This is a genomic window from Streptomyces tremellae (genome assembly GCF_039540215.1).
In the GTDB taxonomy this organism is placed as follows: domain Bacteria; phylum Actinomycetota; class Actinomycetes; order Streptomycetales; family Streptomycetaceae; genus Streptomyces; species Streptomyces tremellae.
On sequence record NZ_BAABEP010000038.1, the window covers coordinates 24,582 to 49,775 of the forward strand.

The window sequence follows — 25,194 nt, forward strand, 5'->3', positions numbered from 1 at the left end:
GGCAGGCGGACTCCCGCGCGGGGCGAGCGGTACGTCCCCCTGCCCAACGGGCCCGCACCCGTCAGGGACACGCCCATTCACCGACCCCACCCATCCAGGCGGGCACCCTCCGCCGGGCCGCGGGCGCCCCGCTCAGCCGTACCCGAGCGCGTGCAGCCGCTCCTCGTCGATGCCGAAGTGGTGGGCGATCTCGTGCACCACGGTGACCTCGGTCTCCCTGACCACGTCCGCGCGGGTCTCGCAGTACCGGAGCGTGGGGCCCCGGTAGATCGTGATGCGGTCGGGCAGGACGCCCGCGTACCACTCGCCGCGCTCGGTCAGCGGCGTGCCCTCGTACAGCCCCAGCAGTTCGCGGTCGGAGGGCGGCGGCTCGTCCTCGACGAAGACGGCGACGTTGTCCATCAGCCGGGTCAGCTCGGACGGGACCCGGTCGAGCGCCTCCGAGACCAGCTCCTCGAACTCCTCGCGCGTCATCTCCAGCACCCTGCCATTGTCGCCGCACGGCCCGCCCGGCGCGACGCTGACCACGGAGAAACCGTTTTGGCGATGTTCCGCGCCATCGCCTATGCTGCCGATGTCCTCCGAAGCGCCGCCCGGCGTCAGGCGGGCCCTTCGCCCTCATCGTCTAGTGGCCCAGGACGCCGCCCTTTCAAGGCGGTAGCACGGGTTCGAATCCCGTTGGGGGCACCCGTTTCACATCCCGTCAGGACCGCCTGCGGCTCGCTTCGCTCAGCCGCGCGGCCGGACGGCTCAGGGCCCTTCTTGTTCCAGGGGCCCGTGGTGTCCCCATCTCCGCTCTCCGCATCGGTCCGCCGCGACCAGCAGTCGGAGAAGTGGTTCGGCAGCGGCTCGGCTCTGCCGATCCCGTCATGGCCGTTGCGATCGAGGTCGGCGGCGAGCTGGTTGATCCGCGTCAGGAGCTTCCGGCCGTTCGCCTGCCACCCCGGGTGGTCGCCCCGGCCGTTTTCGCGCAACAGCACCTTCACGCGACGCCCCGCCTGGACGCGCCGTCGGGTTCCCCCAGTTCGTGGAGCGCGCCCCCGCCCGCACGGTCCTGCTCGATGGCCCCGCGCAGCCGCTCGGCCATCGCGGGCGACCTCATCGGGTGGGCGCCGGTGGCGCGGCCCGGCCGCGGGCCCGAAGGGCGCGGGGCGGGGGCGGTTCAGCAGCCGGTCGCGAGGGGCGCGTGCAGGATGCCGGCCTGTGCGTCGCCGAGGAGCTCCATGACGAGGTCGCGGCCGAGACCGAGGCGGCCGGCGAGCAGGGCCGCGTCGTCCGCCTCGGGTAACGGGCGGCCTGCCTGCGCCTCCACATGGCGGCGCAGGCAGGCCCAGGCGGTGGCGGCGAGGCAGGAGGAGCGCAGCACCCGGGCCCAGCTGCCGGAGAGTTCGGCGAAGGCGGCGCGGGCCGCGCGCCGGCCGAGGGCCGAACTGCCCAGCCGTACCGCGGCGTAGGCGGCGTAGTGGCCCTCGTAGAGCGCGCGGAAGGCGGCGAAGGCCATCGCCGCGGAGGCGGTGGCGCCCGCGGCGGGCGAGGCCGGCGGGCGCAGGAGGGCGGGCGGGGTGGTGCCGTACGGCTCTGCCATGGCGGAGTGTGTCCCTTTCACCCGGCCCGGGCGGTGGGTGGTGCCGGTGGCCAGGTCCTGGAGTCTCGGGAGCGGTCGTGCCCGCGGCGCGGTGCCCGCCGCTCCCTTCTCGTTCCGGCTGTCTCCCGCGCTCAGCGGGGCGGCGCCGGGTCCGCTGCGCCGGTGGTACGTGCCAGGGTCGGCGCGTCCCGCCCCGCGCCGGTCGTACGGCCGCGGGGCGGCGCGCCCCCGGCGTGCGCGGCGGGGGTGTGTCGAACGTCCATCGCGGCCCCTCGCACGTCGTGACGCCGCTCTGCCGGCGCCGGTGACCCGTGACTCTAACGCTCCGTCAGCGGCCGACGCCATGCCCGTATTCCCCGTGCGCCGGCGCGGTCCCGCGTCCGCCGGGTGGGGGCGCGCACAGCCGACGCACAGGGCCCGGGGAGACTGGGACGATGCCCTCCCAGGTCGCCGCCCCCGCGCGGTCCCGCCTCGCCGCCCCCGCGCGGCGGCCCCGCACCACCGCCCCCGCCGTGCTCGCCGTCCTCACGCTGCTCGCCACCGTCCTCACGGCCTGCTCGGCGCGGCCGGGGAAGGAGGCCGCGCCCGCCGCGCGGGTGCGGCTCCCCGCGGCGAACGCGGCGTTCGACTACCAGCTCGGCGGGGCGTACGCGCCGCCCGCCGGGGTGCGCGCCGTCTCGCGCGACCGGTCCGCGCGCCCCGCGGCCGGGCTCTACTCGATCTGCTACGTCAACGCCTTCCAGGCCCAGCCGGGCGCCGCTGCCGCCGCCTGGTGGCGCGCGCACCACCCCGGGCTGCTGCTGCGCGCGGGCCACGACCCGCACGGCGCGCTCGTCGTCGACGAGGACTGGGACGAGCCGCTGCTCGACATCTCGACGCCCGCGCGCCGCACCGAGCTGCTCGGCGTCGTCGGCGGCTGGGTCGACGGCTGCGCGCGGGCCGGGTTCGACGCCGTGGAGCCGGACAACCTCGACTCGTACCAGCGCTCGAAGGGGCTGCTGAGCCGGTCGGACGCGGCCGCCTTCGCCCGGCTGCTGGTGGCGCGCGGGCACCGCGACCACCTCGCCGTGGCGCAGAAGAACACCGGTGAACTCCTCGGCCGGCGCCGGGACATCGGCTTCGACTTCGCGGTGGTGGAGGAGTGCGCGCACTACGGCGAGTGCGCGGACTTCGCCTCCGCGTACCACCGGCGCGTCTTCGACGTGGAGTACGACGCGACCGCCTTCGCGGCGGGCTGCCGCCGCTGGGGCGCGCGCCTGTCGATCACCCTCAGGGACCGGGACGTCGTGCCGGCGGGCGCGCCGGGACACCGCGACCGCCGCTGCTGAGCCGGGCCCCCTCGGAGTCGTGTCCGCGCGAGCCGCGCCTCAGGCGGGCGGCACCCCGGGGCCCGGGTGCCAGGCGCGGCGGCGCAGCGCGCCGACGGCCCGCCGGGCCCAGGGCGCGGGGCGCGGGGACGTGCCGGCGGCCGCGCCGTCCAGGTCGCGGGCGGCGGCCGCGATGTTGCGGACCATCCCGCCGAAGATCACCGCGTGGAAGGGGTACACGCTCCACCAGTACGCCTGGCCGAGGAGACCGCGCGGATGGAACAGCGCGCGCTGGCGGTAGACCGTGCGGCCTGCGCCGTCCTCGTCGGCGCGCATCTCCAGCCAGGCCAGGCCCGGCATCCGCATCTCGGCGCGCAGCCGCAGCAGGCTGCCGCGCTCGATCTCCTCGACACGCCAGAAGTCCAGCGAGTCGCCGACCCGCAGGTGCTCGTCGTCGCGGCGCCCGCGGCGCAGCCCCACCCCGCCGGCGAACCGGTCGAGCAGGCCGCGCACGGCCCAGGCCGCCGACATCGAGTACCAGCCGTGCGCGCCGCCGATGCCCTCGATCACCCGCCACAGCGACGCCCGCGTCGCCTCGACGGGCGCCTCCCGCTCGTCGGTGTAGAGGCTGCCGCCCGCCCAGTCGGGGTCGGTGGGCAGCGGGTCGCTCGGCGCGCCGGGGAGCGACGCGTTCGACCAGCGGGTGTCGACGCGCGCCTCCTGCACGCGCCGCAGCGCGAGCTCGATCGCCCGGTCGAGGCCGTACGGGTGGCCCGAGGGGTCGCGCACGTACCGCGCGATGTCGTGCTCCGCGCACACCACCTCGTGCCGCAGCGACTCCGTCAGCGGCTTCGCGATGCCCGAGGGCACGGGCGTGACCAGGCCGATCCAGTGGCTGGAGAGCTGGGGCGTGAGGACCGGCAGGGTCACGACGAGCCGCCGCGGCAGGCGCGCCACCCGCGCGTAGCGCCGCATCATGTCCCGGTACGTGACGACGTCTGGCCCGCCGATGTCGAAGGCCCTGCTGACGTCGGCGGGCAGCGCCGCCGCGCCGACCAGGTAGCGCAGTACGTCCCGTACGGCGACCGGCTGGATGCGGGTGCTGATCCAGCTGGGCGTCACCATCACCGGCAGCCGCTCGGTGAGGTAGCGCAGCATCTCGAACGACGCGGAGCCCGAGCCGATGATCACCGCGGCCCGCAGCACCGCGGTCGGCACCCCGGAGTCGAGCAGGATGTGCCCGACCTCGGCGCGCGAGCGCAGGTGCGGCGAGAGTTCACGCTCGGGGACGCCCGCCGGGGTGAGGCCGCCGAGGTAGATGAGGCGGCGCACCCCCGCGGCCCGCGCGCCGCGCCCGAAAGTGCGGGCGGCCCGCCGGTCCGTCTCCTCGAAGTCGCGCCTGCCCTGGCCGAGCGCGTGCACCAGGTAGTACGCGACCTCGACGCCGTCCATCGCGGCGGTCACGCTCTCCTCGTCGGTCACGTCGCCCTTGGCGATCTCCACCTGGCGGGCCCAGGGGTGGTCGCGCAGTTTCTCCGGGGTGCGCGCGAGGCACCGCACCCGGTACCCGGCGGCGAGCAGTTCGGGGACGAGCCGGCCGCCGATGTACCCGCTCGCGCCCGTCACCAGGCACAGGGCGCCCTTGCGCACCCCGGGGCCGCCGTCGTGCCCCTTGTCTCCCTCGCGTCCGCCGCGCCCCTCGCGCCCCTCCTGCCGCTCGTGTCCCTCACGCCCCTCGTGCCCCCCGCGCCCCCCGCGCCCCTCCTGCCGCTCGTGTCCCTCGCGTCCGCCGCGTGCTCCGTCGTCCGCCATCCGGGCCTCCACTGCCTGCTCGTCGGTGCGCTGCCGCGCCTCGCCTCGCCGTACGCCTCCGGGCACGCAGCGGCGCGCGCCGCACGTGCCGTACGTGCCGCACGTGCCGTGGGCACGGCGGGCCGGGTACCCCGCGCGGCGCCGTATCCCCGGGCGCGTGTCCCAGAATCCCCCGTGCGGGCGCTTTCCGCGCGTCGGCGTACGCGCTGCACGCGGCCGGCCCGTACCCGCGGGCGGGGGCGGACGGTAGCGGCCCCTCGGACGGCTGGAGAGGTCACCGGCCCGTACCCGCGGGCGGGGGCGGACGCCGAGCGCGCCGCCTGGCAGGATGACCGGCGTCGGCGAGAGACGAGAGAGGCTCCTGAGATGGCCGTGATCCACCGCACGACGATGACCCCTTCCAAGGAGGAACTGCTCGCCGCCTGGCTGCCGTCCCGCCCGTGGTTCCGGGGCGGGACACCCGATCTCGTGCGGGCAGGCGGGTACCGCCTCGACGACCCCGCGGGGACGGTCGGCATCGAGTTCATGCTGGTCACCGACGTGTCCGGGCCCGAGCCCACCACCTACCAGGTGCCGCTCACCTACCGCGGCACACCGCTCGAAGGCGCGCGGGACGCGCTCGTCGGCACCTCGGAGCACGGCGTGCTCGGCCTGCGCCAGGTCTACGACGGCGTGTACGACCCGGTGCTCGTGGAGCGCCTGTACGCGCTGGCGCGCGGCGCCGCCGAGCCGCAGGCCCAGCGGGAGAGCAACACCCCCGACCCGACCGTCACCGCCGACCCCGCGGGCGCCGCGCTGCCCGAGGCGGCCTTCGGCCCCCCGCCGCTCGCCGCGACCGAAGGCCCCGGGTACAGCGAGGTCCGCGTGGCGGGCGGCGGCGCGGTGCTGCGGGTGCACCGCGTCCTGCGTTCCACCGGCGGGGACGCGTCGGACGCGGGGGCCGTGCTCGGCCGGATCACCGCGGGCTGGAACCTCCCCGGTGGCGCGGCCGTGCGCGGCACCCTCGCCACCGTCCTGCGCCCCTGACGGGCGGGCGCGCCGCCCGGCGTCCCACGCCCCCACCGCGTGCGGCACTCTTGGGGGTGTCGCCCCCCGCAGTCCGTGTCCGACCGCCGATTCCAGCGGCGGCGGCCCTCGTACACCGGAGTCCTCCATGTCCCACGGCACACCCAAGCCACGGATCGACACCAGCAAGCCCCATCCGGCGCGGGTCTACGACTGGCTGCTCGGCGGCAAGGACAACTACCTGGTCGACCAGGCGGTCGGCGACAAGCTGCCCGAGGACTCCAAGGCCGCCGCGCGGCAGAACCGCGCCTTCATGCACCGCGCGGTGGCCTGGGCCGCGCGCGAGGGCTTCGACCAGTTCCTTGACATCGGTACGGGCATCCCGACCCAGCCGAACCTGCACCAGATCGTGCAGCAGGTGAACCCGCGCGCCCGGATCGTCTACACGGACTTCGACCCGATCGTGCTGCGGCACGCGGAGGCGCTGCTCATCTCGACGCCCGAGGGCACGACCGACTACATCCAGGCCGACGTGCGCGACCCCGGCACGATCATCGAGCACGCGCACACGATCCTCGACTTCGACCGGCCCGTGGTGCTGTCGCTGATCGCGCTGATGCACTTCATCCAGGACGAGGAGGACCCGTACGGGATCGTCAGGACCCTGGTGGACGCCCTGCCCTCGGGCAGCCTGCTGGTCTTCTCGCACGGCACGACCGACTTCCACCCGGCCGAGCTGGTCGAGACGGTCAAGGAGGCGTACAAGAAGGGGACCATCCCGCTGCGCTTCCGTGCCCGCGCCGAGACCGAACGGTTCTTCACCGGCCTCGAACTGGTCGAGCCCGGCCTGGTCACCGCGCCCGACTGGTACAAGGAGGAGCCGCGCCCCGAGCCGGAGCGCAGCGGCATCTTCGCGGCCGTCGCCCGCGTCCCGTAGGGGCCGCGGAGGGCCGGACGGGCCGGGGCCGGCACCCACCGCGGGTACCGGCCCCGGCCCGTGCGCGCGGTCACCCGATGGCGGTCGCGAAGACGTGCAGCGCCGGGTTGCCCGGCAGCGTCACATAGGCCACCTGTTTGCCCGCGGTCAGCGGCACCGACGACGCGTACAGGCTGACCCGGTGGTCGTGCGGCAGGGTGTCGCCCGCCGGATTGTTCCAGTGAGCCGTGGTCGCGACCAGGGCGCAGCCCTCGGCCGCCTGGTTGGCGTACCAGTCGGCCAGCGTCACCGTGCCGGTCGACGTGGTGCCGTCGGTGTAGGTGACGGTGGCCTGCCCGCTCTGGGTGCCGTTGGTGCCCGCGCCGAGGAGCGACAGCCGGGTGCCCGCGCCGTGCGCCTCCACCGCCTGCCCGGCCGCGGGCACCTCGTCGGGCGTGCCCGCGGCCACGTCGGGCCAGGTGAAGGTGGCGTCGGCGGTGCGCACCTGCCCGCCGGGGACGATCCCGGCGTCGGAGAGCGCCTGCGCCGAGTAGCTGTAGCCCGCGCCGCCGAAGCCGCCGTGCGCCGGGTCGGCGTCGTCACTCACGCCGACCTCGGTGGCGGCGGACGCCAGGTCGGGGTGGGCGACCTGCACGGTCGCCGTCCCGTCCCCGGGACTCGTGCGCGGCCCGCCCGGGTAGCGGGTGGCGCCGGTCAGCCGCGCGGCGCCGCCCGCCGCCCCCGCGGGGACGCGCACGGACCAGGTCGTCGAGACCGACTTCCCCGGCGGTACGAGCGGGTGCGCGGTGGTGCCGCGCGGCACGGCCGACCAGCCGGCCGGCACCGTGAGCTTCGTGGCGGCGCCGCGCACCGGCCGCGTCGAGCCGTTGGTGAAAGTGGTGCGCACGGAGAGGGTGGCGCCCCCGGAGGCCAGGGCGGGCGCGGAGACCTCCGTGTAGCGCGGGCCCGTCGTCGTACGCACCTGGAAGCCGCCGCTGAGGGGCAGGCTCCGCGAGGAGTCGCCGACGCGCACCCGGTAGGAGCCCGGGGCGAGGGTCCACGCCTGGGCGTCGCTGTTCCAGTAGGAGGCGTCCCGCGCGGTCACCTCGAAGGCGACCCGCTTGGTCTGGTGGGGCCCGAGCGCCACCTTCGCGAAGCCCCGCAGCTGGTTCTCCGGCTCGCCCGCCGCCTTCGGGTCGGTGAGGTAGAGCTGGGCGACCTCGGAGCCCGCGCGGTCGCCGGTGTCGGTGACGTCGGCGGTGACCCGCACCGTCCCGTTCTCGCGCAGCGTGCCCGTGTCGAGCCTCAGGTGCGAGAAGCGGTACGAGGTGTAGGAGAGGCCGTAGCCGAAGGGGAACAGCGGCGTCTCGCCCGAGGCGTCGTAGTACTTGTAGCCGACGTCGAGGCCCTCCGAGTACCGGACGGTGCCGCCGGTGCCCGGCCACTGCGCGGGCGTCGACGCGGGCACCTGGCCGAGCGAGGCGGGGAAGGTCACCGGGAGCCTGCCCGAGGGATCCACGTCGCCGTACAGCAGCGCGGCGATCGCGTTGCCCGCCTCCTGGCCCGGGTACCACGCCTCGATGACACCCTTGACCCGGTCCAGCCAGGGCATGGTGACGGCGGAGCCGGTGTTCAGCACCACGACCGTGTGCGGGTTGGCCTTCGCGACCGCCTCGATCAGGGCGTTCTGGTCGCCCGGCAGGTCGATGGAGGAGAGGTCGCTGCCCTCGGACTCGAAGTCGTTCGCGTAGACGACCGCGACATCGGACCTGGCGGCGAGGTCGGCCGCCTGGGCGGCCAGGTCACTGCCGGGGGTCTCCCAGCCGAGGTGCACCTCGTCGCCGCCGGTGCCCTGGTAGTAGTCGACCTCGACGGGGACCGGCTCGCCCGCGGTGAGGCTGACCGTGCCGGTCTCTGTGTGGGTGGCCTGGTCGCGCCAGTTGTCGATGACCTGCTTGCCGCCGATCAGCAGTCTGCTGCCGTCGTCGCTGGTCAGACCGAAGGTGTAGGTGCCGGTGCTCGGCGGGGTGAGGGTGCCGGTCCACCGGGCGGAGAAGTCCGTGCCGGGCACGCCCGGCGCGGGGGCTGCGCCGTTCCAGTCGAAGTCGACCCGGGCGTCGGTGCGGGTCGCCGCCGGGCTGCCGGAGAGGGTCTTGTTCGCGTAGTACGCGCCGGTCAGGCCCTGGCCCGTGCCGGAGGCCGGGGTGAGGTAGCTGCTGTCGACGAGCGGCAGCCGGCCGCCTGCGCCGATGTTGCCCTGCGCGTAGGTGACGGTGGTGCCGGAGCCCGCGCGCGCCTTGATCCCCTCGTACGGCGTGACGGTACCGGTGCCCGTGACGGCCGCGCTGCCGCCGCCCGCGGTCATGGTGTTCTCGCCCGCGCCGTCGCCGATCACCGCGATCGACCTGGTCTTGCTGCCGAGGGGCAGGAGGCCGCCGCTGTTCTTCAGCAGGACGGAGCCGTCCTCGGCGGCGCGCCGGGCGACGGCGCGGTGCGCCGGGGTGGAGGCCGGGGCGTCCGGGGTGTCGGGCGAGGGGTGGTCGAAGAGGCCGAAGCGGAACTCCTCGCGCATGATCCGCGCGACCATGTCGTCCACTCGGGCCCGCTTGACCTGCCCGTCCCGCACGGCCTTGGTGAGGGCGGCGCCGAAGTACGAGTCGTCGGGCATCTGCATGTCCATGCCCGCGTTGGCGGAGGCCACGGTCGAGTGGGTGCCGCCCCAGTCCGAGGTGATGAAGCCGTCGAAGCCGAACTCGTCCTTGAGGATCGTGTTCAGATAGGCGTTCTCGCAGGCGAAGGTCCCGTTGACGGACGAGTACGAGCACATCGCCGACGACGGCTTCGCCTGCTCGACGATCGTCCCGAAGGCCGCCGTGTAGACCTCGTGCACGGTCCTGTCGTCGATGACGGCGTTGTCGGCCGCCGTGTTCCTGTTGGTCTCCTGGTTGTAGACCGCCCAGTGCTTCACCTGGGCCATCACGCCCTGGGACTGGATGCCCTCGATGTCGGCCGAGCCGATCTGCCCGGTGAGGTACGGGTCCTCGCTGTACGACTCGAAGGCGCGGCCCCAGCGGGGGTCGCGGACGATGTTCACGGTCGGCCCGAGGTCGACGTCGACGCCCTTGGCCTTGTCCTCGGCGCCGACGACGGAGCCGTACGCGCGGGCGAGCGCGGGGTCGAAGGAGGCCGCGACGCCGGTGGCACCCGGCAGCTGGGTCGTGTCGTCCATCCGGACGCCGACCGGCCCGTCCTGCATCTTCAGCGCCGGGACGCACAGCCGGGCGTCGCCCGGCACATAGCCGGTGTACGCGGAGCCCGCGGTCCCGTGCACCATCGCGATCTCCTCGGCCAGCGTCATCCGCGACAGCACCTGGGAGACGCGGTGCTCGACGGGCGCGTGCGAGCCGACCCAGGGGCAGGCGGCCGGGGAGTGCGGTGCGGTACGCGCGTCCGCCGCGGACGCGCCGCCCGCCGGTACGGCAAGGACCGCGGCGAGCAGCGCGCCCGACGCGACCGCGGCGACGTGCGGTCTTCTTCTGCGCATGGGGACTCCTGAGAGCGGGGGTGCGGGGCACGGAGGAGAGAGCGCGGGGCACTCCGGCCGCCGTGACAGCGGGTGAGCGCGCTAAGACGGAGACGGAACAGGGCCACCGTGTTTCTACGGCCTGTCATGAGCAAGGACAAGACGACGGCACGGAAATGTGGCCGGAACATTGAACTCACCTGTTCCGCCCCGCGCTTGCGCCCGCCCGCGCGCCCCGCCGCCACCCCGCGCGGCCACCCGCCGCGGCGCGGCCGATCTGCCGGGCCGCGCGCCCCGGCCGACGTAGAGTACGGCCACCCGCACCGCACGGCAGGAAGCGAGCGTGCCCATGCCCGAGAGCCCAGAGCGCTACGTCGCCCGCGTCGTGGACGTGCCCGACAGGGGCATCAGGCTCGCGCCCGCCGCCGGGACCGCGGCACCCGGCGAGCCGACCGAGGCCAATCTGCTCGGCATGGCCGTCGCGCTCGCGCTCGGCGCCGCGGGGTACGCGCACCACCCGGCGCCCCGCGAGGCCGCACAGACCGTGGAGGCGCTGCTCGCCGGGGAGGCCGTGATGCCGTGGCGGCCCACGGCGCCCGCCGCGGCCGGCGCCCGCGAGACCGTGCCGTACGTGGTGTGCGAGCGCCCGCCGGGCGGCCACTACGCCTGCGCGCTCCAGCACCGCCCGCCCGGCGACGAGCCCCCGGCGGGCGACTGACCTCGGGCTTCTCCCGCGCCGCGGGCGCCCCACGGGCCCCAGGTCACGGCACTCGGGGCCGGTCGGGGCACCCTCCCCGTTCTGATACGCTCGTCTAGCGACTTCGGGCAAGGAGCTCCACCACCGCCGCCGGGCACACCGGTTGTTCGGTGCGGAGCCCACACCAGCGTGTGCGAGACTTGTCCGCGTCATCGCCTGGTCCTGTGGAGCAGTTTGGAGTGCTCGCCACCCTGTCAAGGTGGAGGCCGCGGGTTCAAATCCCGTCAGGACCGCTGCGACCCCCGCGGGTCGCGTGGCTGGGTAGCTCAGTTGGTACGAGCGATCGCCTGAAAAGCGATAGGTCGCCGGTTCGATCCCGGCCCCAGCCACTTTTCGTACGAGAGCGACTCCCCCGCACCGAGCGGGCGGGTCGCTCTCGTCGTATGTCCCGGCTGTCCCGGCGCCACATGCCGGCGGCCCGTGAACCGGTCCGGCGGACCCGGACGCGTACGTAAAGCGTTCGCCGCTTCGGCGGCGGCGGTGAGATCCTGGGATGCGGTATGTCTACTTCCCTCGCCGACCTCCAGTCCCTGCTGGCCGAGGTCTCCCTGCGCGACGCGCAGCGGCTCGGCCGCCGGCTCGAAGGCACCCGGCGCATCCGCAAGCCCGAGGCGCGCCAGGCCGTGCTCGACGAGATCGCCGCCGAGGCCGGGAAGGCCGCGGAGCGCCTGCGGCGGCGTGCCGCCCGGCTGCCCGAGGTCACCTACCCCGAGCAACTCCCCGTCAGCCAGAAGAAGGACACCATCCTGGAGGCGATACGCGACCACCAGGTCGTGATCGTCGCCGGTGAGACGGGCTCGGGCAAGACCACCCAGATCCCCAAGATCTGCCTGGAGCTCGGCCGGGGCGTGCGGGGCATGATCGGGCACACCCAGCCCCGCAGGATCGCCGCCCGCACCGTGGCGGAGCGGGTCGCGGAGGAACTCGGCACCCCGCTCGGCGAGACGGTCGGCTGGAAGGTCCGCTTCACCGACCAGGTCAACCCCGAGTCGACGTTCGTGAAACTGATGACGGACGGCATCCTCCTCGCGGAGATCCAGACCGACCGCGACCTGCGCGCGTACGACACGATCATCATCGACGAGGCCCACGAGCGCAGCCTCAACATCGACTTCCTCCTCGGCTACCTCGCCCAGCTGCTGCCGCGCCGCCCCGACCTCAAGCTCGTCATCACCTCGGCGACCATCGACCCCGAGCGCTTCGCCCGCCACTTCGGCGCCTTCGCCTCGGTGGACGCCGGGCCCCGGGCGGACGGCGGGGAGCGCACGGCGCCGGTCGTCGAGGTCTCAGGACGTACGTACCCGGTGGAGGTCCGCTACCGGCCGCTGCTCGAAGAGGACGGCGACGACGGCGACCGCGACCAGATCACCGCGATCTCCGACGCCGTGGACGAGCTGATGGCCGAGGGGCCTGGCGACATCCTGGTCTTCCTCTCAGGCGAGCGCGAGATCCGCGACACCGCGGACGCCCTGGAGCGGCGGCGGCTGCGCGGCACGGAGGTCCTGCCGCTGTACGCGCGCCTCTCCCACGCCGAGCAGCACCGCGTCTTCCAGCGGCACACCGGCCGCAGGATCGTCCTCGCGACCAACGTCGCCGAGACCTCGCTGACCGTGCCGGGCATCAAGTACGTGATCGACCCGGGCACCGCGCGCATCTCCCGCTACAGCCACCGCACCAAGGTGCAGCGGCTGCCCATCGAGCCCGTCTCGCAGGCCAGCGCCAACCAGCGCAAGGGCCGCTGCGGCCGCACGTCGGACGGCATCTGCATCCGGCTGTACTCGGAGGACGACTTCCTCAGCAGGCCCGAGTTCACGGACGCGGAGATCCTGCGGACGAACCTCGCCTCGGTGATCCTCCAGATGACGGCGGCGGGCCTCGGCGACATCGAGAAGTTCCCCTTCATCGACCCGCCCGACCACCGCAACATCCGCGACGGCGTGCAGCTGCTCCAGGAGCTCGGCGCCCTCGACCCCGACCGCAAGGAGCAGCGGGGGCGGCTCACCCCGCTCGGCCGCAAGCTCTCGCAGCTGCCCGTCGACCCGCGCCTCGCGCGCATGGTGGTCGAGGCCGACCGCAACGGGTGCGTCCGCGAGGTCATGGTGATCGCCGCCGCGCTCTCCATCCAGGACCCGCGCGAACGGCCCTCGGACAAGCAGGCGCAGGCGGACCAGCAGCACGCGCGCTTCAAGGACGAGACGTCGGACTTCCTCGCCTTCCTCAACCTGTGGCGCTACCTGCGCGAACAGCAGGAGGCCAGGTCGTCGTCCTCGTTCCGCCGGATGTGCAAGTCCGAGTACCTCAACTACCTGCGCATCCGCGAGTGGCAGGACATCTACAGCCAACTGCGCACGGTCGCACGGCAGATGGGGATCAGCCTCAACGAGGACGAGGCACCGGAGCAGCGCGTCCACGTGTCGCTGCTCGCCGGACTGCTGTCGCACGTCGGCATGAAGGACGTGAAGGAGTCCAAGGGCCAGGACGCCAAGGGCGGCGACGGCGGGCGCGGGGCGCGGGGCGGCGAGTACATCGGCGCGCGCAACGCCAAGTTCGCGATCTTCCCCGGCTCCGCACTGTTCAGGAAGCCGCCGCGGTTCGTGATGTCCGCGGAACTGGTGGAGACGTCCAGGCTCTGGGCCCGGGTCAACGCCAGGATCGAGCCGGAGTGGATCGAGCCCCTCGCGGGCCACCTGCTCAAGCGCACCTACAGCGAGCCGCACTGGGAGAAGGACATGGCGGCCGTGATGGCGTACGAGAAGGTCACGCTGTACGGCGTGCCGATCGTCACGGACCGCAAGGTCAACTACGGCAGGATCGACCCGGAGGTCTCCCGCGACCTGTTCATCCGCAACGCGCTCGTGGAGGGTGACTGGCGGACCCACCACCAGTTCTTCCACGACAACCGCAAGCTGCTCGGGGAGGTCGAGGAGCTCGAACACCGGGCGCGGCGGCGCGACATCCTGGTGGACGACGAGACGCTGTTCGACTTCTACGACCGGCGGGTGCCCGAGGACGTCGTCTCCGGCGCGCACTTCGACTCCTGGTGGAAGCGGAAGCGCGCCGAGGAGCCCGACCTGCTCGACTTCGAGCGGTCGATGCTCATCACCGAGGCCGCCGAGTCCGTCACCAAGGACGACTATCCGGACGCGTGGCGGCAGGGCGGGCTGAAGTTCCGGGTGACGTACCAGTTCGAGCCGGGCGCCGACGCGGACGGCGTGACGGTGCACATTCCGCTCCAGGTGCTCAACCAGGTCAGGGGCGAGGGCTTCGACTGGCAGATCCCGGGCCTGCGCGAACAGTTGGTGACGGAGTTGATCCGCTCGCTGCCCAAGCCGGTCCGCAGGCACTACGTGCCCGCGCCGAACTTCGCGAAGCGCTTCCTCGACCGGGCCGTGCCGCGCCAGGAGCCGCTGACCTCGGCGCTCGCCCGCGAGCTCCAGCAGATGGTCGGGGTGCCCGTGGCGGCCGAGGACTTCGACCTGTCCCGTGTCCCCGACCACTTGAAGATCACCTTCCGGATCGTCGACGAGCGGCGGCGCAGGCTCGCCGAGGCGAAGGACCTGGAGACGCTCCGCCTGCAGCTGCGGCCCAAGGCGCGCCAGGCGCTGTCCAAGGCGGCGGCCGCGACGGCTGAGCGCTCGGGCGGCGAGGCGATCGAGCGCTCAGGCCTCAAGGACTGGACGATCGGCACGCTGGTGCGGGTCTTCGAGACGCGCAGGGCGGGCCAGCCGGTCAAGGCGTACCCGGCCCTCGTCGACCAGGGCGAGACGGTCGCGGTGCGCCTCTTCGACACGGAGGAGGAGCAGCGGCGCGCGATGTGGCGGGGCACCCGCAGGCTGATCCTGCTCAACGTCCCGGTCAGCCCGGCGAAGTTCGCCTCCTCCAAGCTCACCAACCAGCATAAGCTGCACCTTTCGAGCAGTCCGCACGGCTCCATCCAGGCGCTGTTCGAGGACTGCGCGACCGCCGCGGCCGACAAGCTGATCGCCGACCACGGCGGGCCCGCCTGGGACGAGGAGTCCTACCGCAAGCTGTACGACTCGGTGCGCGCGGACCTGGTCGACGCGACGGTGCGCACCGTGGCGCAGGTGCAGCAGATCCTCGCCGCCTGGCAGGCGTGCGAGCGGCGGCTGCGCGCCACGACGAGCCAGGCGCTGCTGGCCAACGTGCAGGACGTCAGGGACCAGTTGGCGCGTCTGGTGCCGCCGGGGTTCGTGACGGCGGTCGGCGTGCGGCGGCTGCCCGACCTGATGCGCTATCTCGTCGCGGCCGACCGGCGGTTGCAGCAGATGCCGACGGCCGTCCAGCGGGACACCACCCGCATGGAGAAGGTCCACGAGATGCAGGACGAGTACGCCTGGCTGCTGGAGCAGCTGCCGCAGGGCCGGCCGGTGCCCGAGGAGGTCGAGGACATCCGGTGGATGATCGAGGAACTGCGCGTCAGCTACTTCGCGCACGCGCTCGGCACCCCGCGGCCGGTCTCGGACAAGCGGATCGTGAAGGCGATCGACGCGGCGGCGCCGTAGGAGGCGGCGGGCCGCGCGGCCCGCGCTCCGGTAGCGCGGGGGTCGCGCTGCGTGAGTTCGACCCCACCCTCTGAGCTGCTGTAGAGTCTGTCTCCGCAGCCCGCGCTCGTCGGGCGGCGATTCCAGGTCCTGTGGAGCAGTTTGGAGTGCTCGCCACCCTGTCAAGGTGGAGGCCGCGGGTTCAAATCCCGTCAGGACCGCACAGCAGGCCAAGGGCCCGCGTCCCCCGTGGACGCGGGCCCTTGGCGTTGCTCCTCGCCCGCTTGACCCGTCGACCACGTCGACCGCCGGGCTGCCGGGCTGCCGGGCTGCCGGGCTGCCGCCGAACCGTCCCGTCCACCCGCCGCCGAGCGGCCCCTCGTGCGGCCGGTGCTGACGGCCCGTGAGACGGGCGGCCGGGCACCGGCTCGTCCCGCACCTCCCCGGCGGGCCGCCCGACCGCCACAGGGCGCCCCGTGGAGCCTCGCGGGCCTTCGCGGGCCCTCGCGGCGGCCGGGAGGGGCTGGGGCGCGTTACGGGGCGCACAGGGGCCCGGTGCGGGGCGCACCCAGCCGGCCTCCGCCCCCTGACCCCCGGTTACAGGCCGATGTGCGTATTGACGCTCGTATGTGCACGCCGGTATTCACGTGTCAGGCGCATGGACCCGTCCGGCGCGGGCACTCGGCAGGACCGGCGCGGAGACCTGCGAAACCTCCGAGGTGTCGGCGCTCCTGACGGCAGATGGGGTCGGCGCTCCGGCCGGTGGCAAGGGTCCGAAAGTGTGACGGGAGTCACTGAACTGTGAGGTGCATCGCACTCGTTCAGCCGCGCCTCCCCTCCTCACAATTTTGTATGTGCAATTGCACTCTTCCGCACGCGGGACACGATCCCGGGACCCGGACACTTCCCCACCTTCCGCCGGACCGACCGGTCGGAGTGCCGGGCGCCCGCACAGCAGGCCGCGGTGGACACAGAAAGATCGCGCCGGACTCGACGGAGTCCGGCGCGATCGGACGACTCACCCACTGCGCGTGGGCCTGATGCCTGTTGGGGCAGGCACCCGTCGTGTGGAGCCATGGGCGGGGCCGACCGAGTTGGGGGAACTGGCCAGGCCCTGCTCGTCGTGCGGATTGAGCCCTAATGTGCTGTTCAGGCTTCGCTGCGCTGCTGCGGGATACCCGCGAGCAGTGCGCGAACCTCAGCCTCGCGGTACCGGCGATGTCCTCCGAGGGTTCGGATGGACGTGAGCTTGCCTGCCTTTGCCCAGCGTGTGACCGTCTTCGGATCCACGCGGAACATCGAAGCAACCTCAGCCGGGGTCAGCAGCGGCTCGGCATCAGGGGTGCGAGCGGTCATGAGCGGCCTCCTCGGGAGAACCGAACCTTCTCGGTTCTTTCCTCTAAATTCTGCACCTTGACCCGCGTTGCCCGAAATGGCGGACGCGGGCCGAGTCGGTTATAGGACGAACGGCTTGTCCTCGGCACTACAACTACACCATCTGTCCAGCCACGTCGGCCAAACCGATGGAATTGCCCTCTGAGGTGTCCATCAGCGGCGGAAGCCGATGGACCGTGCCATAGCGGACAGTCACCCGCTCGTGACGATCGGTCACAGAACCGCCAGGAGCCACCAGACCCCCCATAGAGTGCAATGCCAAGCATTCCGCCCAGACTTGGGCGGAAGGAACCCTCCCCGGACTCCTTGTCCTATTTTGGCACGAGGATGGGGGATGGGCACAAGGCCCTTCTTAGTGCGGTCCGTCACGCTTCAGGTCAAACGCCCGGAATCGGGACGTCCGACCGCGACGAAGGACCCTCCCACGGCAGCGAAGAACCCGGTGACGAGCCGGTGGACTCTGTTCGGTCCTGTTCGACTCTGGGTGCCGCGCTGTGCGGGAGTGTACGGACAATACGTGACGCGCGCCGATTCCGATACGTCGATCTGCGCATCGCACCCGCACACCGCGTCCACACCGGGCGAACGGGACCCCCACAGGACGACGACATCCGGTGCCCGGGAGGTTCCACGGGACGCCCGGTCGCCGTCAGTTCGCGAACTGGCGTTCCTTCACCGCGCGCCAGCGCTCCGTGAACCGTGCGTACGCGGCCCCCGCGCCCTCCCCGTCGCCGTCCCGCAGCGCCGCGATCCCCTCGGCCACGTCCGCGGCCGAGTGGTCCTTCGCCAGTTGCTCCTCGGACAGGGCGTGCACCAGGCCGCCGTAGTCGAGCTCCACCAGCGAGCGCGGGTGGAACTCCTCAAGCCACCGCCCCACGTCGATCAGCGACTCGGTCAGCGGGCCGTCGTCGATGGTGTCCCGCAGCGTCTTCAGGCCGCGCGCGAGGCGTCTGCGCGCCTGCACCATCGGCGTCCGGTAGCGCAGCGTCGGCGCGTACGGCCCCGGCCCGCCGCCGCCGTCCGCCGGCTCCCCGTCCCCCGGGTCCCCGTTCTCCGCCTCCGGTCCCTCGCCGCCGGCCGTGCCGTACTCCCGCTCGTCGTCCGAGAACAGCGTGAACCAGCCCACGGGCACCTGCCAGACCGAGCTCCTGATCCAGGGCCGCGCGTCCGGGTTGTCCGCGCGCCAGCGCTCGTAGTCGGCCGCCGCCTGCCCCCGCACCACCGGCGGGAGCGCCACGTCGAGCAGCGGTCCCGGCAACGCCTCGCCCACTTCCTCAAGGGCGAGCCAGCCGCGCAGCCGGGTGCGCCAGGGGCAGACGCACACCACACCGTCGACCTCCGCGACGAAGGCGTCCGCGCTCTCGTGCACCCGCACGGGCACCGGCGGGGTCGGCAGCAGGTCGGCGAGGGAGCGGCGCTGCTCGTCCTGGGCGGTGGGCCGGTGGCCGCGGCGCGCGTACCGCGTCCAGTGCGTGCGCTCGGGCTCGGGAAACGCCGCCAGCGGCTCGTACACCCGCAGGTACGACGTATAGGGGACCAGGACTGAGGAGGACACCGCCGGCATGCGGAAATCGTCCCACGCCCCGCGCGGGAACGAGAGTGGTCCCCGGCCGGCCCGCCCGGCGGGCGCCCCGGAGGGGCTCGTTCCTCGCGGTCAACTCCGGCGGGAACACGGGCGGGTGGGGCACCGCGGGGCTACGCTCGTGCCGAACCGGTCCCTTCGCACCGCGTGCCTCCCCATCCTCAGGAGGCCGGGCGAGGGGGCCCGCCGCTTCGTACTTGGGAGTCACCACCGTGACCGATGTGACCGACGGCGTCCTGCACACGCTTTTCCACTCCGACCAGGGCGGACACGAGCAGGTCGTGCTCTGCCAGGACCGCGCCTCCGGCCTGCGGGCCGTGATCGCGCTGCACTCCACGGCCCTGGGCCCCGCCCTCGGCGGCACCCGCTTCCACCCGTACCCGACGGAGGAGGCCGCCGTCGCCGACGCGCTGAACCTCTCGCGCGGGATGTCGTACAAGAACGCCCTGGCCGGGCTGCGGCACGGCGGCGGCAAGGCCGTGATCATCGGCGATCCTCTGCGGATCAAGACCGAGGAGCTGCTGCTCGCCTACGGCAGGGCGGTCGCCTCGCTCGGCGGCCGGTACGTGACGGCCTGCGACGTCGGCACCTACGTCCGCGACATGGACGTGGTGGCGCGCGCCTGCCCCTGGACCACGGGGCGTTCGCCCGAGCACGGCGGGGCGGGCGACTCCTCGGTGCTCACCGCCTTCGGTGTCTTCCAGGGCATGCGCGCGGGCGCGCGGGAACGGTGGGGCGAACCGTCGCTTGCGGGGCGGACGGTCGGCGTCGCCGGGATCGGGAAGGTCGGCCGCCACCTGGTGGAGCACCTCGTCGCGGACGGCGCGCGGGTGGTCGTGACCGACGTGCGCGCGCAGGCCGTCGCCGAGGTGATCGAGCGCCACCCAGGGGTGCGCGCCGCGGCCGGCACGCAGGAGCTGGTGCGGCTGCCGGACCTCGACGTCTACGCGCCGTGCGCGCTGGGCGGCGCGCTGGACGACGCGACCGTGCGGGACCTGACGGCGTCCCTCGTCTGCGGCGCGGCCAACAACCAGCTCGCGCACCCGGGCGTCGAGAAGGACCTCGCCGACCGCGACATCCTGTACGCGCCCGACTACGTGGTGAACGCGGGCGGCGTGATGCAGGTCGCGGACGAGCTGGACGGCTTCGACTTCGAGCGGTGCAGGGCGAAGGCCGCGACGATCTACGACACCACCCTGGAAATCTTCGCATGTGCAAATTCCGATGGCGTTCCCCCGGCCGCCGCGGCCGATCGGATCGCCGAACTCCGGATGGCGGAGGCCGTCGTGCGGGCATGACGGAGGCACCGGCGAGACGAGACTCACGCCAGTCCGGCGGGTCGACCCGCGAGAAGGGGTTAAAATCGCCACTGACCAGCGAGTACGGGGCGTCTCGCCGGTTCTGCCCCCGGGCGCGTCATGTGGACGGCGTACCGCATGGCCGCGGAAGCAGGTACGGTTGAAGCCCTGAGGACGGGTCTCTCCGAGGAGGACTCGTTCCGAAACATGAACGCGTGTCAAGACTCTGGGGCCGAGTAGCCCCGTCACCGAGGGGGTCGAGCCATGGGGCGCGGCCGGGCCAAGGCCAAGCAGACAAAGGTCGCCCGCCAGCTGAAGTACAACAGCGGCGGGACAGACCTGTCGCGTCTGGCCAACGAGCTGGGCGCGTCGACTTCCAGTCAGCCTCCGAACGGCGAGCCGTTCGAGGACGACGACGAGGACGACGACCCGTACGCTCAGTACGCGGATCTGTACAACAAGGACGACGACGAGGACGACGAGTCAGGTCCCTCGTCCCAGCGCCGCGGCGCTTGACGTCCGACACCTCCGGCGTTTCGCACGCTTCACCTGCCCGGTCCGGGGCCCTGGTCCCGGACCGGGTTTGTGCTGGGCCGGGGCTCCCGCGCCGGGTGCGCGCCGGATCAGGCCGCGTGGTCGCCGACAAGGGTGGCTCCCGTGGCCTGTGCGCCGCGCTCGGTGATCTCCCCCGCGACCCAGGCGTCGACCCCGCGGTCGGCCAGCGTGGCGAGGGCCGGGTCCACCGACTCGGCGGGCACGACGGCGATCATGCCGACGCCCATGTTGAGCGTCTTCTCGATCTCGGGCCGCTCGACGCCCCCGACCTCGCCGATCACCTCGAAGACCGGGGCGGGCCGCCAGGTCGCGCGGTCGATCCTGGCGTGCAGGCCGTCCGGGATCACCCGGGCCAGGTTGGCCGCGAGGCCGCCGCCCGTCACATGGCTGAACGCGTGCACATCGGTGGTCCTGGTGAGGGCCAGGCAGTCGAGCGAGTAGATCCTGGTCGGTTCGAGCAGCTCCTCGCCGAGCGTCCTGCCGAACTCGGCGACCTCGCGTTCGAGCGACCAGCCCGCGCGGTCGAAGACCACGTGCCGCACGAGTGAGTACCCGTTCGAGTGAAGCCCGGACGACGCCATCGCGATCACGGCGTCGCCCGCGCGGATACGGTCCGCGCCCAGCAGCCGGTCCGCCTCCACGACGCCCGTGCCCGCGCCCGCCACGTCGAACTCGTCCTCGCCGAGGAGCCCGGGGTGCTCGGCGGTCTCGCCGCCGACCAGGGCGCACCCGGCGAGCACGCAGCCCTCCGCGATGCCCTTGACGATCGCCGCGACCCGCTCGGGGTGGACCTTGCCGACACAGATGTAGTCGGTCATGAACAGCGGCTCGGCGCCGCACACCACCAGGTCGTCCACGACCATGCCCACCAGGTCGTGGCCGATCGTGTCGTACACGCCGAGCCGGCGCGCCAGGTCGACCTTGGTCCCCACGCCGTCCGTCGCGGACGCCAGCAGCGGGCGCTCGTAGCGCTTGAGGGCCGACGCGTCGAAGAGGCCCGCGAAGCCGCCGATACCGCCGAGCACCTCGGGCCTGCGGGTCTTGCGGACCCAGTCCTTCATCAGCTCGACCGCGCGGTCGCCGGCCTCGATGTCGACGCCGGCGGCCGCGTAGCTGGCACCGGTGCGGGGGGCGGGGGACTCAGGCATGGCGGGGAACTTTCGTGTCGTGGAACGTACGCAGCGGCACGCGGTACAGGGGTGGGACGCCGGTCGCGGCGTACGGGCACGGGTGCGCGCCGGGTCGTCGCGGCGGGAAGCGGCGCGGGCGCCTTCGCCCGCGCCGTCGCTACGGGCGGCGCAGGGCGTCGGCCGCGGCCGTGTCGGCCGGGCCCGCCGCGAGCTCCGTCTCCAGCAGCTGCTTGCCCAGCAGTTCGGGGTCGGGAAGATCCATCGGGTACTGGCCGTCGAAGCAGGCCCGGCACAGGTCCGGCTTGTCGATCGTGGTGGCCTCGATCATCCCGTCGATCGAGATGTACGCGAGGGAGTCGGCGCCGAGCGAGGTGCCGATCTCCTCGATGGTCATGCCGTTGGCGATCAGCTCGGCGCGGGTCGCGAAGTCGATGCCGAAGAAGCAGGGCCACTTGACCGGCGGCGACGAGATGCGGATGTGCACCTCGGCGGCCCCGGCCTCGCGGAGCATCTTCACCAGGGCGCGCTGGGTGTTGCCGCGGACGATCGAGTCGTCCACGACCACCAGGCGCTTGCCCCTGATGACCTCCTTGAGCGGGTTCAGCTTCAGCCGGATGCCGAGTTGCCTGATCGTCTGGGACGGCTGGATGAACGTGCGCCCCACGTACGCGTTCTTGACCAGGCCCGAGCCGTACGGGATGCCGCTGGCCTCCGCGTAGCCGATGGCGGCGGGGGTGCCCGACTCCGGTGTCGCTATCACCAGATCGGCGTCGGCCGGCGCCTCCGCGGCGAGCTTCCTGCCCATTTCGACGCGGGACAGGTACACGTTCCGCCCGGCGATGTCCGTGTCGGGACGGGCCAGGTACACGTACTCGAAGACACAGCCCTTGGGCTTCGCATCTGCGAATCGGACCGTTCGCAGCCCGTTCTCGTCGACGGCGATGAACTCGCCGGGCTCGATCTCCCGGACGAACGCCGCGCCGCAGATGTCGAGGGCGGCGGTCTCTGAGGCCACCACCCAGCCGCGCTCAAGACGGCCGAGCACCAGCGGGCGGATGCCCTGCGGGTCGCGGGCGGCGTAGAGGGTGTGCTCGCTCATGAAGACGAGCGAGAAGGCGCCCTTCACCTGGGGCAGCACCTTGGGCGCCGCCTCCTCGACCGTGAGGGGCTTGCCGTCGTCGTTCACCTGGCCCGCGAGGAGCGCGGTGACCAGGTCGGTGTCGTTGGTGGCCGCGACCTGGGTGGCCCGGCCGTTCTCCTTCGGCAGGCGCGCGACCAGTTCCGCGAGCTCCGCCGTGTTCACGAGGTTGCCGTTGTGGCCGAGGGCCACGGACCCGTGCGCCGTGGCACGGAACGTCGGCTGCGCGTTCTCCCAGACGGAGGCACCGGTGGTCGAGTAGCGCGCGTGACCGACGGCGATGTGGCCCTGGAGGGAGCCGAGGGAGGTTTCGTCGAAGACCTGCGAGACCAGGCCCATGTCCTTGAAGACGAGGATCTGGGACCCGTTGCTCACTGCGATGCCCGCGGACTCCTGTCCGCGGTGCTGCAAGGCATACAGTCCGAAGTAGGTGAGCTTGGCGACCTCTTCACCCGGAGCCCAGACTCCGAAGACGCCGCAAGCGTCCTGGGGGCCCTTCTCACCGGGGAGCAGGTCGTGGCTGAGTCGTCCATCACCACGAGGCACACAACCGAGTGTAGGCGAGATCGACCACTGGTCCGAATTGGGGACGGGGAAAATCCGGCTCACCCCGGGCGTCCACGGGCCCCGTGCGACGCAGCGTGACCGGGGTGCGCCGCAGGGTGCGGCGCGTACGTCCGCCGCCCGGCGGCCACGCGGGGCGGCGCGGCCCACTCCCGCCCGTGCCGCACGGGGCCCGTGGGCGCCGGGGGACGGCTCGGCGGGGCGCGGAGCGGCGGCCACGGCCCGGAGCCGCCGCGGAGTGAGCCAGGCCACATGTGACCTTGACCCCAGCGGGTGGCCCCGCGGTCAGTGCGCGGCCTCGCCGCGGGCCGCGGCGAGGCCGTTGCCGCCCTGCCCCGCGAGGTACAGGGAGCGGTGGCTCACCTGGGCGCGCACCGTGCCCCGCAACACCGCGAGCACGGCCTTCTCCACCGTGGTGGTCGCGGGCGAGCAGGCCATCCTGGTCGACGTGACGGCGCCGAAGGTGACCTTGGAGCCGTCGACGTGGGCCGTCGCGTGGAAGGCGTTGCAGCCGAGGCTGCCGGTGACCGTGCCGTTCTTGCCGATGACGAGGTGGGCGCGGCCCGCCACGTCCTTCGGCAGGCCGGTCGAGGAGTGCGGCCCGGTCAGCGCGTCGACCTTCCAGTCCGTGCCGACGAGCGGCGCCGCCGGCCTGGTCGTGAGCACGACCCGGGTGCCGGAGCCGGTGCCGGTGCCGGAGGCCGAGGTCAGCACCAGCTGCCGGTCGTCGGCGGACCGGCCGCTGACCCGTGCGGTCAGGGGCTTCTCAAGCGCCTTTCCGATGGCTTCCTCGTACTGCTCCAGATACATCGAGCAGCCCATGAACGTCCTGTTCAGGCTGCCGGACACGCTGACCTTCGCGCCGTCGACGCGGGCCCTGCCGTGGTAGCCGTTGCACCCGGTGCCCACGGTGAGCGCGCCGTCGTGGCCGATCTCGACCGTCGCGGCGGCGGGCACCGCGGGTTTCGCGCCGTCCACGGTGAGGCTGTCGACCTTCCACCGCACGCCGGCGAGGGGCAGGTTGGTACGGACCGGGCCGCTGGACGAGGCGGCCGGCCCTGGGTCTTCCGTCGCGGACTGCGTCCCGCAAGCGGCCGTGAGGGCCAGCAGTGCGGCGACGCCTGCTGAGGCGATCTGCTGCTTCTGCATGTCCCTCGGACGATCCACCGCCACGGACGGTTCCGCAACCGCGCCACACGGTCACACTCCGCACACAAGCGGAACCCCGCGGAGCGGGCGCCCGGCCGGACGGGCGGGGGCGTTCAGCCCATCAGGGGCAGGAGTTCCGACAGGTCGGCGCGCTCGCCGCTCGCGCTGACCTGGTGCTCGGCGACCGCCTCGTGCCAGGCGGCGCGGCCGGTCGCGAGCCGCAGCCAGACGAGGGGCTCGGTCTCCACGACGTTCGGCGGGGTGCCACGGGTGTGGCGCGGCCCCTCCACGCACTGGACCACGGCGAACGGCGGCACCCGCACCTCGACGGACGCGCCGGGCGCCCGTACCGCGAGCACGTCGGCGAGCAGCCGTGTCGCCGTCGCCAGCGCCTGCCGGTCGATCGGCACGGACAGGTCGGCGGCCCTGTTGAGGTCGTCGGTGTGGACGACCAGCTCCACCGTGCGCGTGACCAGGTAGTCCGTCAGGCGCATGGGGCCCGCGTTGGTCTCGATCAGCCGCTCCCCCGGCGCCCCCGGCAGCAGCGCGGCCGCCCGGTCGGCGACGGCCGTGAACAGCTCGTCGGGCTCGCGGGCCGCGGCGAGCGCGGTCATCCGGTCGGCGATGGTGCGTGCCCGCGACGCGGTGCCGGCCGGCCAGTCGAGCAGGGACACGGCGGGACCCGCGGGCTCCGGCGCCTCGATGCCCCGGTTCACCGACTCCACGGCGGTCGTCAGGTGCACCGCGAGCTCTCTGACCGTCCACCCCCCGAGCCCGGTCGGCAGCATGAAGCGGTCGGCAGCCAACTCCCGTACGGCTTCCCTTACCTGCTCGAACTGGGCGAGGAGCGCGGCACACGTGCGCTCGTGGTCGTAGCTGCGGAGGCGCTTCTTGGCTGGCGGCACGCCGACGAGGGTAGCCGAGCACGCGCCCGCGGCCGAGGGCCGCGGCCCGCCTTCCGCGCCCGGACGCGCGG

Annotated in this window: 17 protein-coding genes, 4 tRNA genes and 1 pseudogene; 11 read left to right on the forward strand and 11 right to left on the reverse strand. The window is 73.3% G+C overall.

All coding sequences use genetic code 11. The features are described 5' to 3' along the window. Window positions 1-132: 132 nt before the first annotated feature. Window positions 133-483 (reverse strand): metallopeptidase family protein, encoded by a 351-nt coding sequence (locus ABEA77_RS23020; protein WP_345650786.1) that lies wholly within the window; start codon window positions 481-483, stop codon window positions 133-135. Between the two features lie 131 nt (window positions 484-614). On the opposite strand from ABEA77_RS23020, the gene ABEA77_RS23025 reads away from it, so the two are divergent. Then, window positions 615-687: transfer RNA gene (locus tag ABEA77_RS23025), tRNA-Glu, on the forward strand. A gap of 122 nt (window positions 688-809) precedes the next feature. On the opposite strand, the pseudogene ABEA77_RS23030 reads toward ABEA77_RS23025, so the two are convergent. Both ABEA77_RS23030 and ABEA77_RS23035 read right to left on the reverse strand, forming a co-directional pair. After that, window positions 810-986, reverse strand: a pseudogene (locus ABEA77_RS23030) (type II toxin-antitoxin system YoeB family toxin); the annotation flags it as partial. 176 nt (window positions 987-1,162) lie between these two features. Then, a complete protein-coding gene (locus tag ABEA77_RS23035) occupies window positions 1,163-1,585 on the reverse strand; it encodes a hypothetical protein (protein ID WP_345650788.1) in 423 nt (140 codons plus the stop codon). 434 nt (window positions 1,586-2,019) lie between these two features. On the opposite strand from ABEA77_RS23035, the gene ABEA77_RS23040 reads away from it, so the two are divergent. Then, window positions 2,020-2,913, forward strand: a complete 894-nt coding sequence (locus ABEA77_RS23040; RefSeq protein WP_345650791.1) for an endo alpha-1,4 polygalactosaminidase — start codon at window positions 2,020-2,022, stop codon at window positions 2,911-2,913. A gap of 39 nt (window positions 2,914-2,952) precedes the next feature. Here the strand turns inward: ABEA77_RS23040 and ABEA77_RS23045 are convergent, their stop codons facing one another. Continuing rightward, entirely contained in the window at window positions 2,953-4,704 is a 1,752-nt protein-coding gene (locus ABEA77_RS23045) for an SDR family oxidoreductase (RefSeq protein ID WP_345650792.1), read from the reverse strand. 366 nt (window positions 4,705-5,070) lie between these two features. Between ABEA77_RS23045 and ABEA77_RS23050 the strand changes: the two genes are divergently transcribed. Next, window positions 5,071-5,730, forward strand: coding sequence for a maltokinase N-terminal cap-like domain-containing protein (locus ABEA77_RS23050; protein WP_345650795.1), 660 nt, complete (start codon window positions 5,071-5,073; stop codon window positions 5,728-5,730). Between the two features lie 127 nt (window positions 5,731-5,857). Continuing rightward, the gene (locus ABEA77_RS23055; RefSeq protein WP_345650798.1) at window positions 5,858-6,646 is read left to right on the forward strand and encodes an SAM-dependent methyltransferase; all 789 of its coding nucleotides are present in this window, start codon (window positions 5,858-5,860) and stop codon (window positions 6,644-6,646) included. Window positions 6,647-6,716: 70 nt separating this feature from the next. On the opposite strand, the gene ABEA77_RS23060 is transcribed toward ABEA77_RS23055, so the two are convergent. Further along, complete coding sequence (locus ABEA77_RS23060; RefSeq protein ID WP_345650801.1) at window positions 6,717-10,169, reverse strand: glycoside hydrolase family 3 C-terminal domain-containing protein; 3,453 nt, start codon at window positions 10,167-10,169, stop codon at window positions 6,717-6,719. 328 nt (window positions 10,170-10,497) lie between these two features. Here ABEA77_RS23060 and ABEA77_RS23065 point away from each other — a divergent pair, with 328 nt between their 5' ends. The 5 genes from ABEA77_RS23065 (at window position 10,498) to ABEA77_RS23085 (ending at window position 15,628) form a co-directional block, all read left to right on the forward strand. Then, window positions 10,498-10,866, forward strand: coding sequence for a hypothetical protein (locus ABEA77_RS23065; RefSeq protein ID WP_345650803.1), 369 nt, complete (start codon window positions 10,498-10,500; stop codon window positions 10,864-10,866). Window positions 10,867-11,063: 197 nt separating this feature from the next. Then, window positions 11,064-11,138: transfer RNA gene (locus ABEA77_RS23070), tRNA-Asp, on the forward strand. Between the two features lie 22 nt (window positions 11,139-11,160). Beyond that, a tRNA-Phe gene (locus ABEA77_RS23075) sits at window positions 11,161-11,234 on the forward strand. A gap of 171 nt (window positions 11,235-11,405) precedes the next feature. Continuing rightward, a complete protein-coding gene (hrpA, locus tag ABEA77_RS23080; RefSeq protein ID WP_345650805.1) occupies window positions 11,406-15,428 on the forward strand; it encodes an ATP-dependent RNA helicase HrpA in 4,023 nt (1,340 codons plus the stop codon). 125 nt (window positions 15,429-15,553) lie between these two features. Next, window positions 15,554-15,628, forward strand: a tRNA-Asp gene (locus ABEA77_RS23085). Window positions 15,629-16,556: 928 nt separating this feature from the next. On the opposite strand, the gene bldC is transcribed toward ABEA77_RS23085, so the two are convergent. Beyond that, window positions 16,557-16,763 (reverse strand): developmental transcriptional regulator BldC, encoded by a 207-nt coding sequence (gene bldC, locus ABEA77_RS23090; protein WP_187827830.1) that lies wholly within the window; start codon window positions 16,761-16,763, stop codon window positions 16,557-16,559. A gap of 688 nt (window positions 16,764-17,451) precedes the next feature. Beyond that, entirely contained in the window at window positions 17,452-18,366 is a 915-nt protein-coding gene (locus ABEA77_RS23095) for a DUF8083 family protein (protein WP_345650811.1), read from the reverse strand. A gap of 230 nt (window positions 18,367-18,596) precedes the next feature. On the opposite strand from ABEA77_RS23095, the gene ABEA77_RS23100 reads away from it, so the two are divergent. Then, on the forward strand, window positions 18,597-19,682 hold the full coding sequence (locus ABEA77_RS23100; RefSeq protein WP_345650814.1) for a Leu/Phe/Val dehydrogenase: 1,086 nt from the start codon (window positions 18,597-18,599) through the stop codon (window positions 19,680-19,682). 264 nt (window positions 19,683-19,946) lie between these two features. Beyond that, entirely contained in the window at window positions 19,947-20,198 is a 252-nt protein-coding gene (locus ABEA77_RS23105; RefSeq protein ID WP_345650816.1) for a DUF3073 domain-containing protein, read from the forward strand. Between the two features lie 107 nt (window positions 20,199-20,305). Here ABEA77_RS23105 and purM read toward each other — a convergent pair whose 3' ends face one another. From purM to ABEA77_RS23125, 4 genes are all read right to left on the reverse strand, one after another. Further along, window positions 20,306-21,385 (reverse strand): phosphoribosylformylglycinamidine cyclo-ligase, encoded by a 1,080-nt coding sequence (gene purM / locus ABEA77_RS23110; protein WP_345650819.1) that lies wholly within the window; start codon window positions 21,383-21,385, stop codon window positions 20,306-20,308. Between the two features lie 139 nt (window positions 21,386-21,524). Beyond that, complete coding sequence (gene purF, locus ABEA77_RS23115; protein WP_345650821.1) at window positions 21,525-23,051, reverse strand: amidophosphoribosyltransferase; 1,527 nt, start codon at window positions 23,049-23,051, stop codon at window positions 21,525-21,527. 303 nt (window positions 23,052-23,354) lie between these two features. Further along, window positions 23,355-24,218: an META domain-containing protein gene (locus ABEA77_RS23120; protein ID WP_345650823.1), complete on the reverse strand. Its 864-nt coding sequence runs from the start codon at window positions 24,216-24,218 to the stop codon at window positions 23,355-23,357. A gap of 113 nt (window positions 24,219-24,331) precedes the next feature. Next, window positions 24,332-25,123 carry a maleylpyruvate isomerase family mycothiol-dependent enzyme gene (locus ABEA77_RS23125; RefSeq protein WP_345650825.1) on the reverse strand — a complete coding sequence of 264 codons (792 nt, stop codon included), beginning with the start codon at window positions 25,121-25,123 and terminating at the stop codon, window positions 24,332-24,334. Window positions 25,124-25,194 lie beyond the last annotated feature (71 nt).

Bases quoted from the DNA above. Each gene is read 5' to 3' on its own strand.
- bldC (WP_187827830.1), bottom strand. From the start codon at position 16,763: ATGACCGCTCGCACCCCTGATGCCGAGCCGCTGCTGACCCCGGCTGAG.
- ABEA77_RS23065 (WP_345650803.1), top strand. From the start codon at position 10,498: ATGCCCGAGAGCCCAGAGCGCTACGTCGCCCGCGTCGTGGACGTGCCC.
- ABEA77_RS23055 (WP_345650798.1), top strand. From the start codon at position 5,858: ATGTCCCACGGCACACCCAAGCCACGGATCGACACCAGCAAGCCCCAT.
- ABEA77_RS23045 (WP_345650792.1), bottom strand. From the start codon at position 4,704: ATGGCGGACGACGGAGCACGCGGCGGACGCGAGGGACACGAGCGGCAG.
- ABEA77_RS23050 (WP_345650795.1), top strand. From the start codon at position 5,071: ATGGCCGTGATCCACCGCACGACGATGACCCCTTCCAAGGAGGAACTG.
- ABEA77_RS23060 (WP_345650801.1), bottom strand. From the start codon at position 10,169: ATGCGCAGAAGAAGACCGCACGTCGCCGCGGTCGCGTCGGGCGCGCTG.
- ABEA77_RS23105 (WP_345650816.1), top strand. From the start codon at position 19,947: ATGGGGCGCGGCCGGGCCAAGGCCAAGCAGACAAAGGTCGCCCGCCAG.
- ABEA77_RS23095 (WP_345650811.1), bottom strand. From the start codon at position 18,366: ATGCCGGCGGTGTCCTCCTCAGTCCTGGTCCCCTATACGTCGTACCTG.
- ABEA77_RS23035 (WP_345650788.1), bottom strand. From the start codon at position 1,585: ATGGCAGAGCCGTACGGCACCACCCCGCCCGCCCTCCTGCGCCCGCCG.
- ABEA77_RS23120 (WP_345650823.1), bottom strand. From the start codon at position 24,218: ATGCAGAAGCAGCAGATCGCCTCAGCAGGCGTCGCCGCACTGCTGGCC.
- hrpA (WP_345650805.1), top strand. From the start codon at position 11,406: ATGTCTACTTCCCTCGCCGACCTCCAGTCCCTGCTGGCCGAGGTCTCC.
- purM (WP_345650819.1), bottom strand. From the start codon at position 21,385: ATGCCTGAGTCCCCCGCCCCCCGCACCGGTGCCAGCTACGCGGCCGCC.
- ABEA77_RS23040 (WP_345650791.1), top strand. From the start codon at position 2,020: ATGCCCTCCCAGGTCGCCGCCCCCGCGCGGTCCCGCCTCGCCGCCCCC.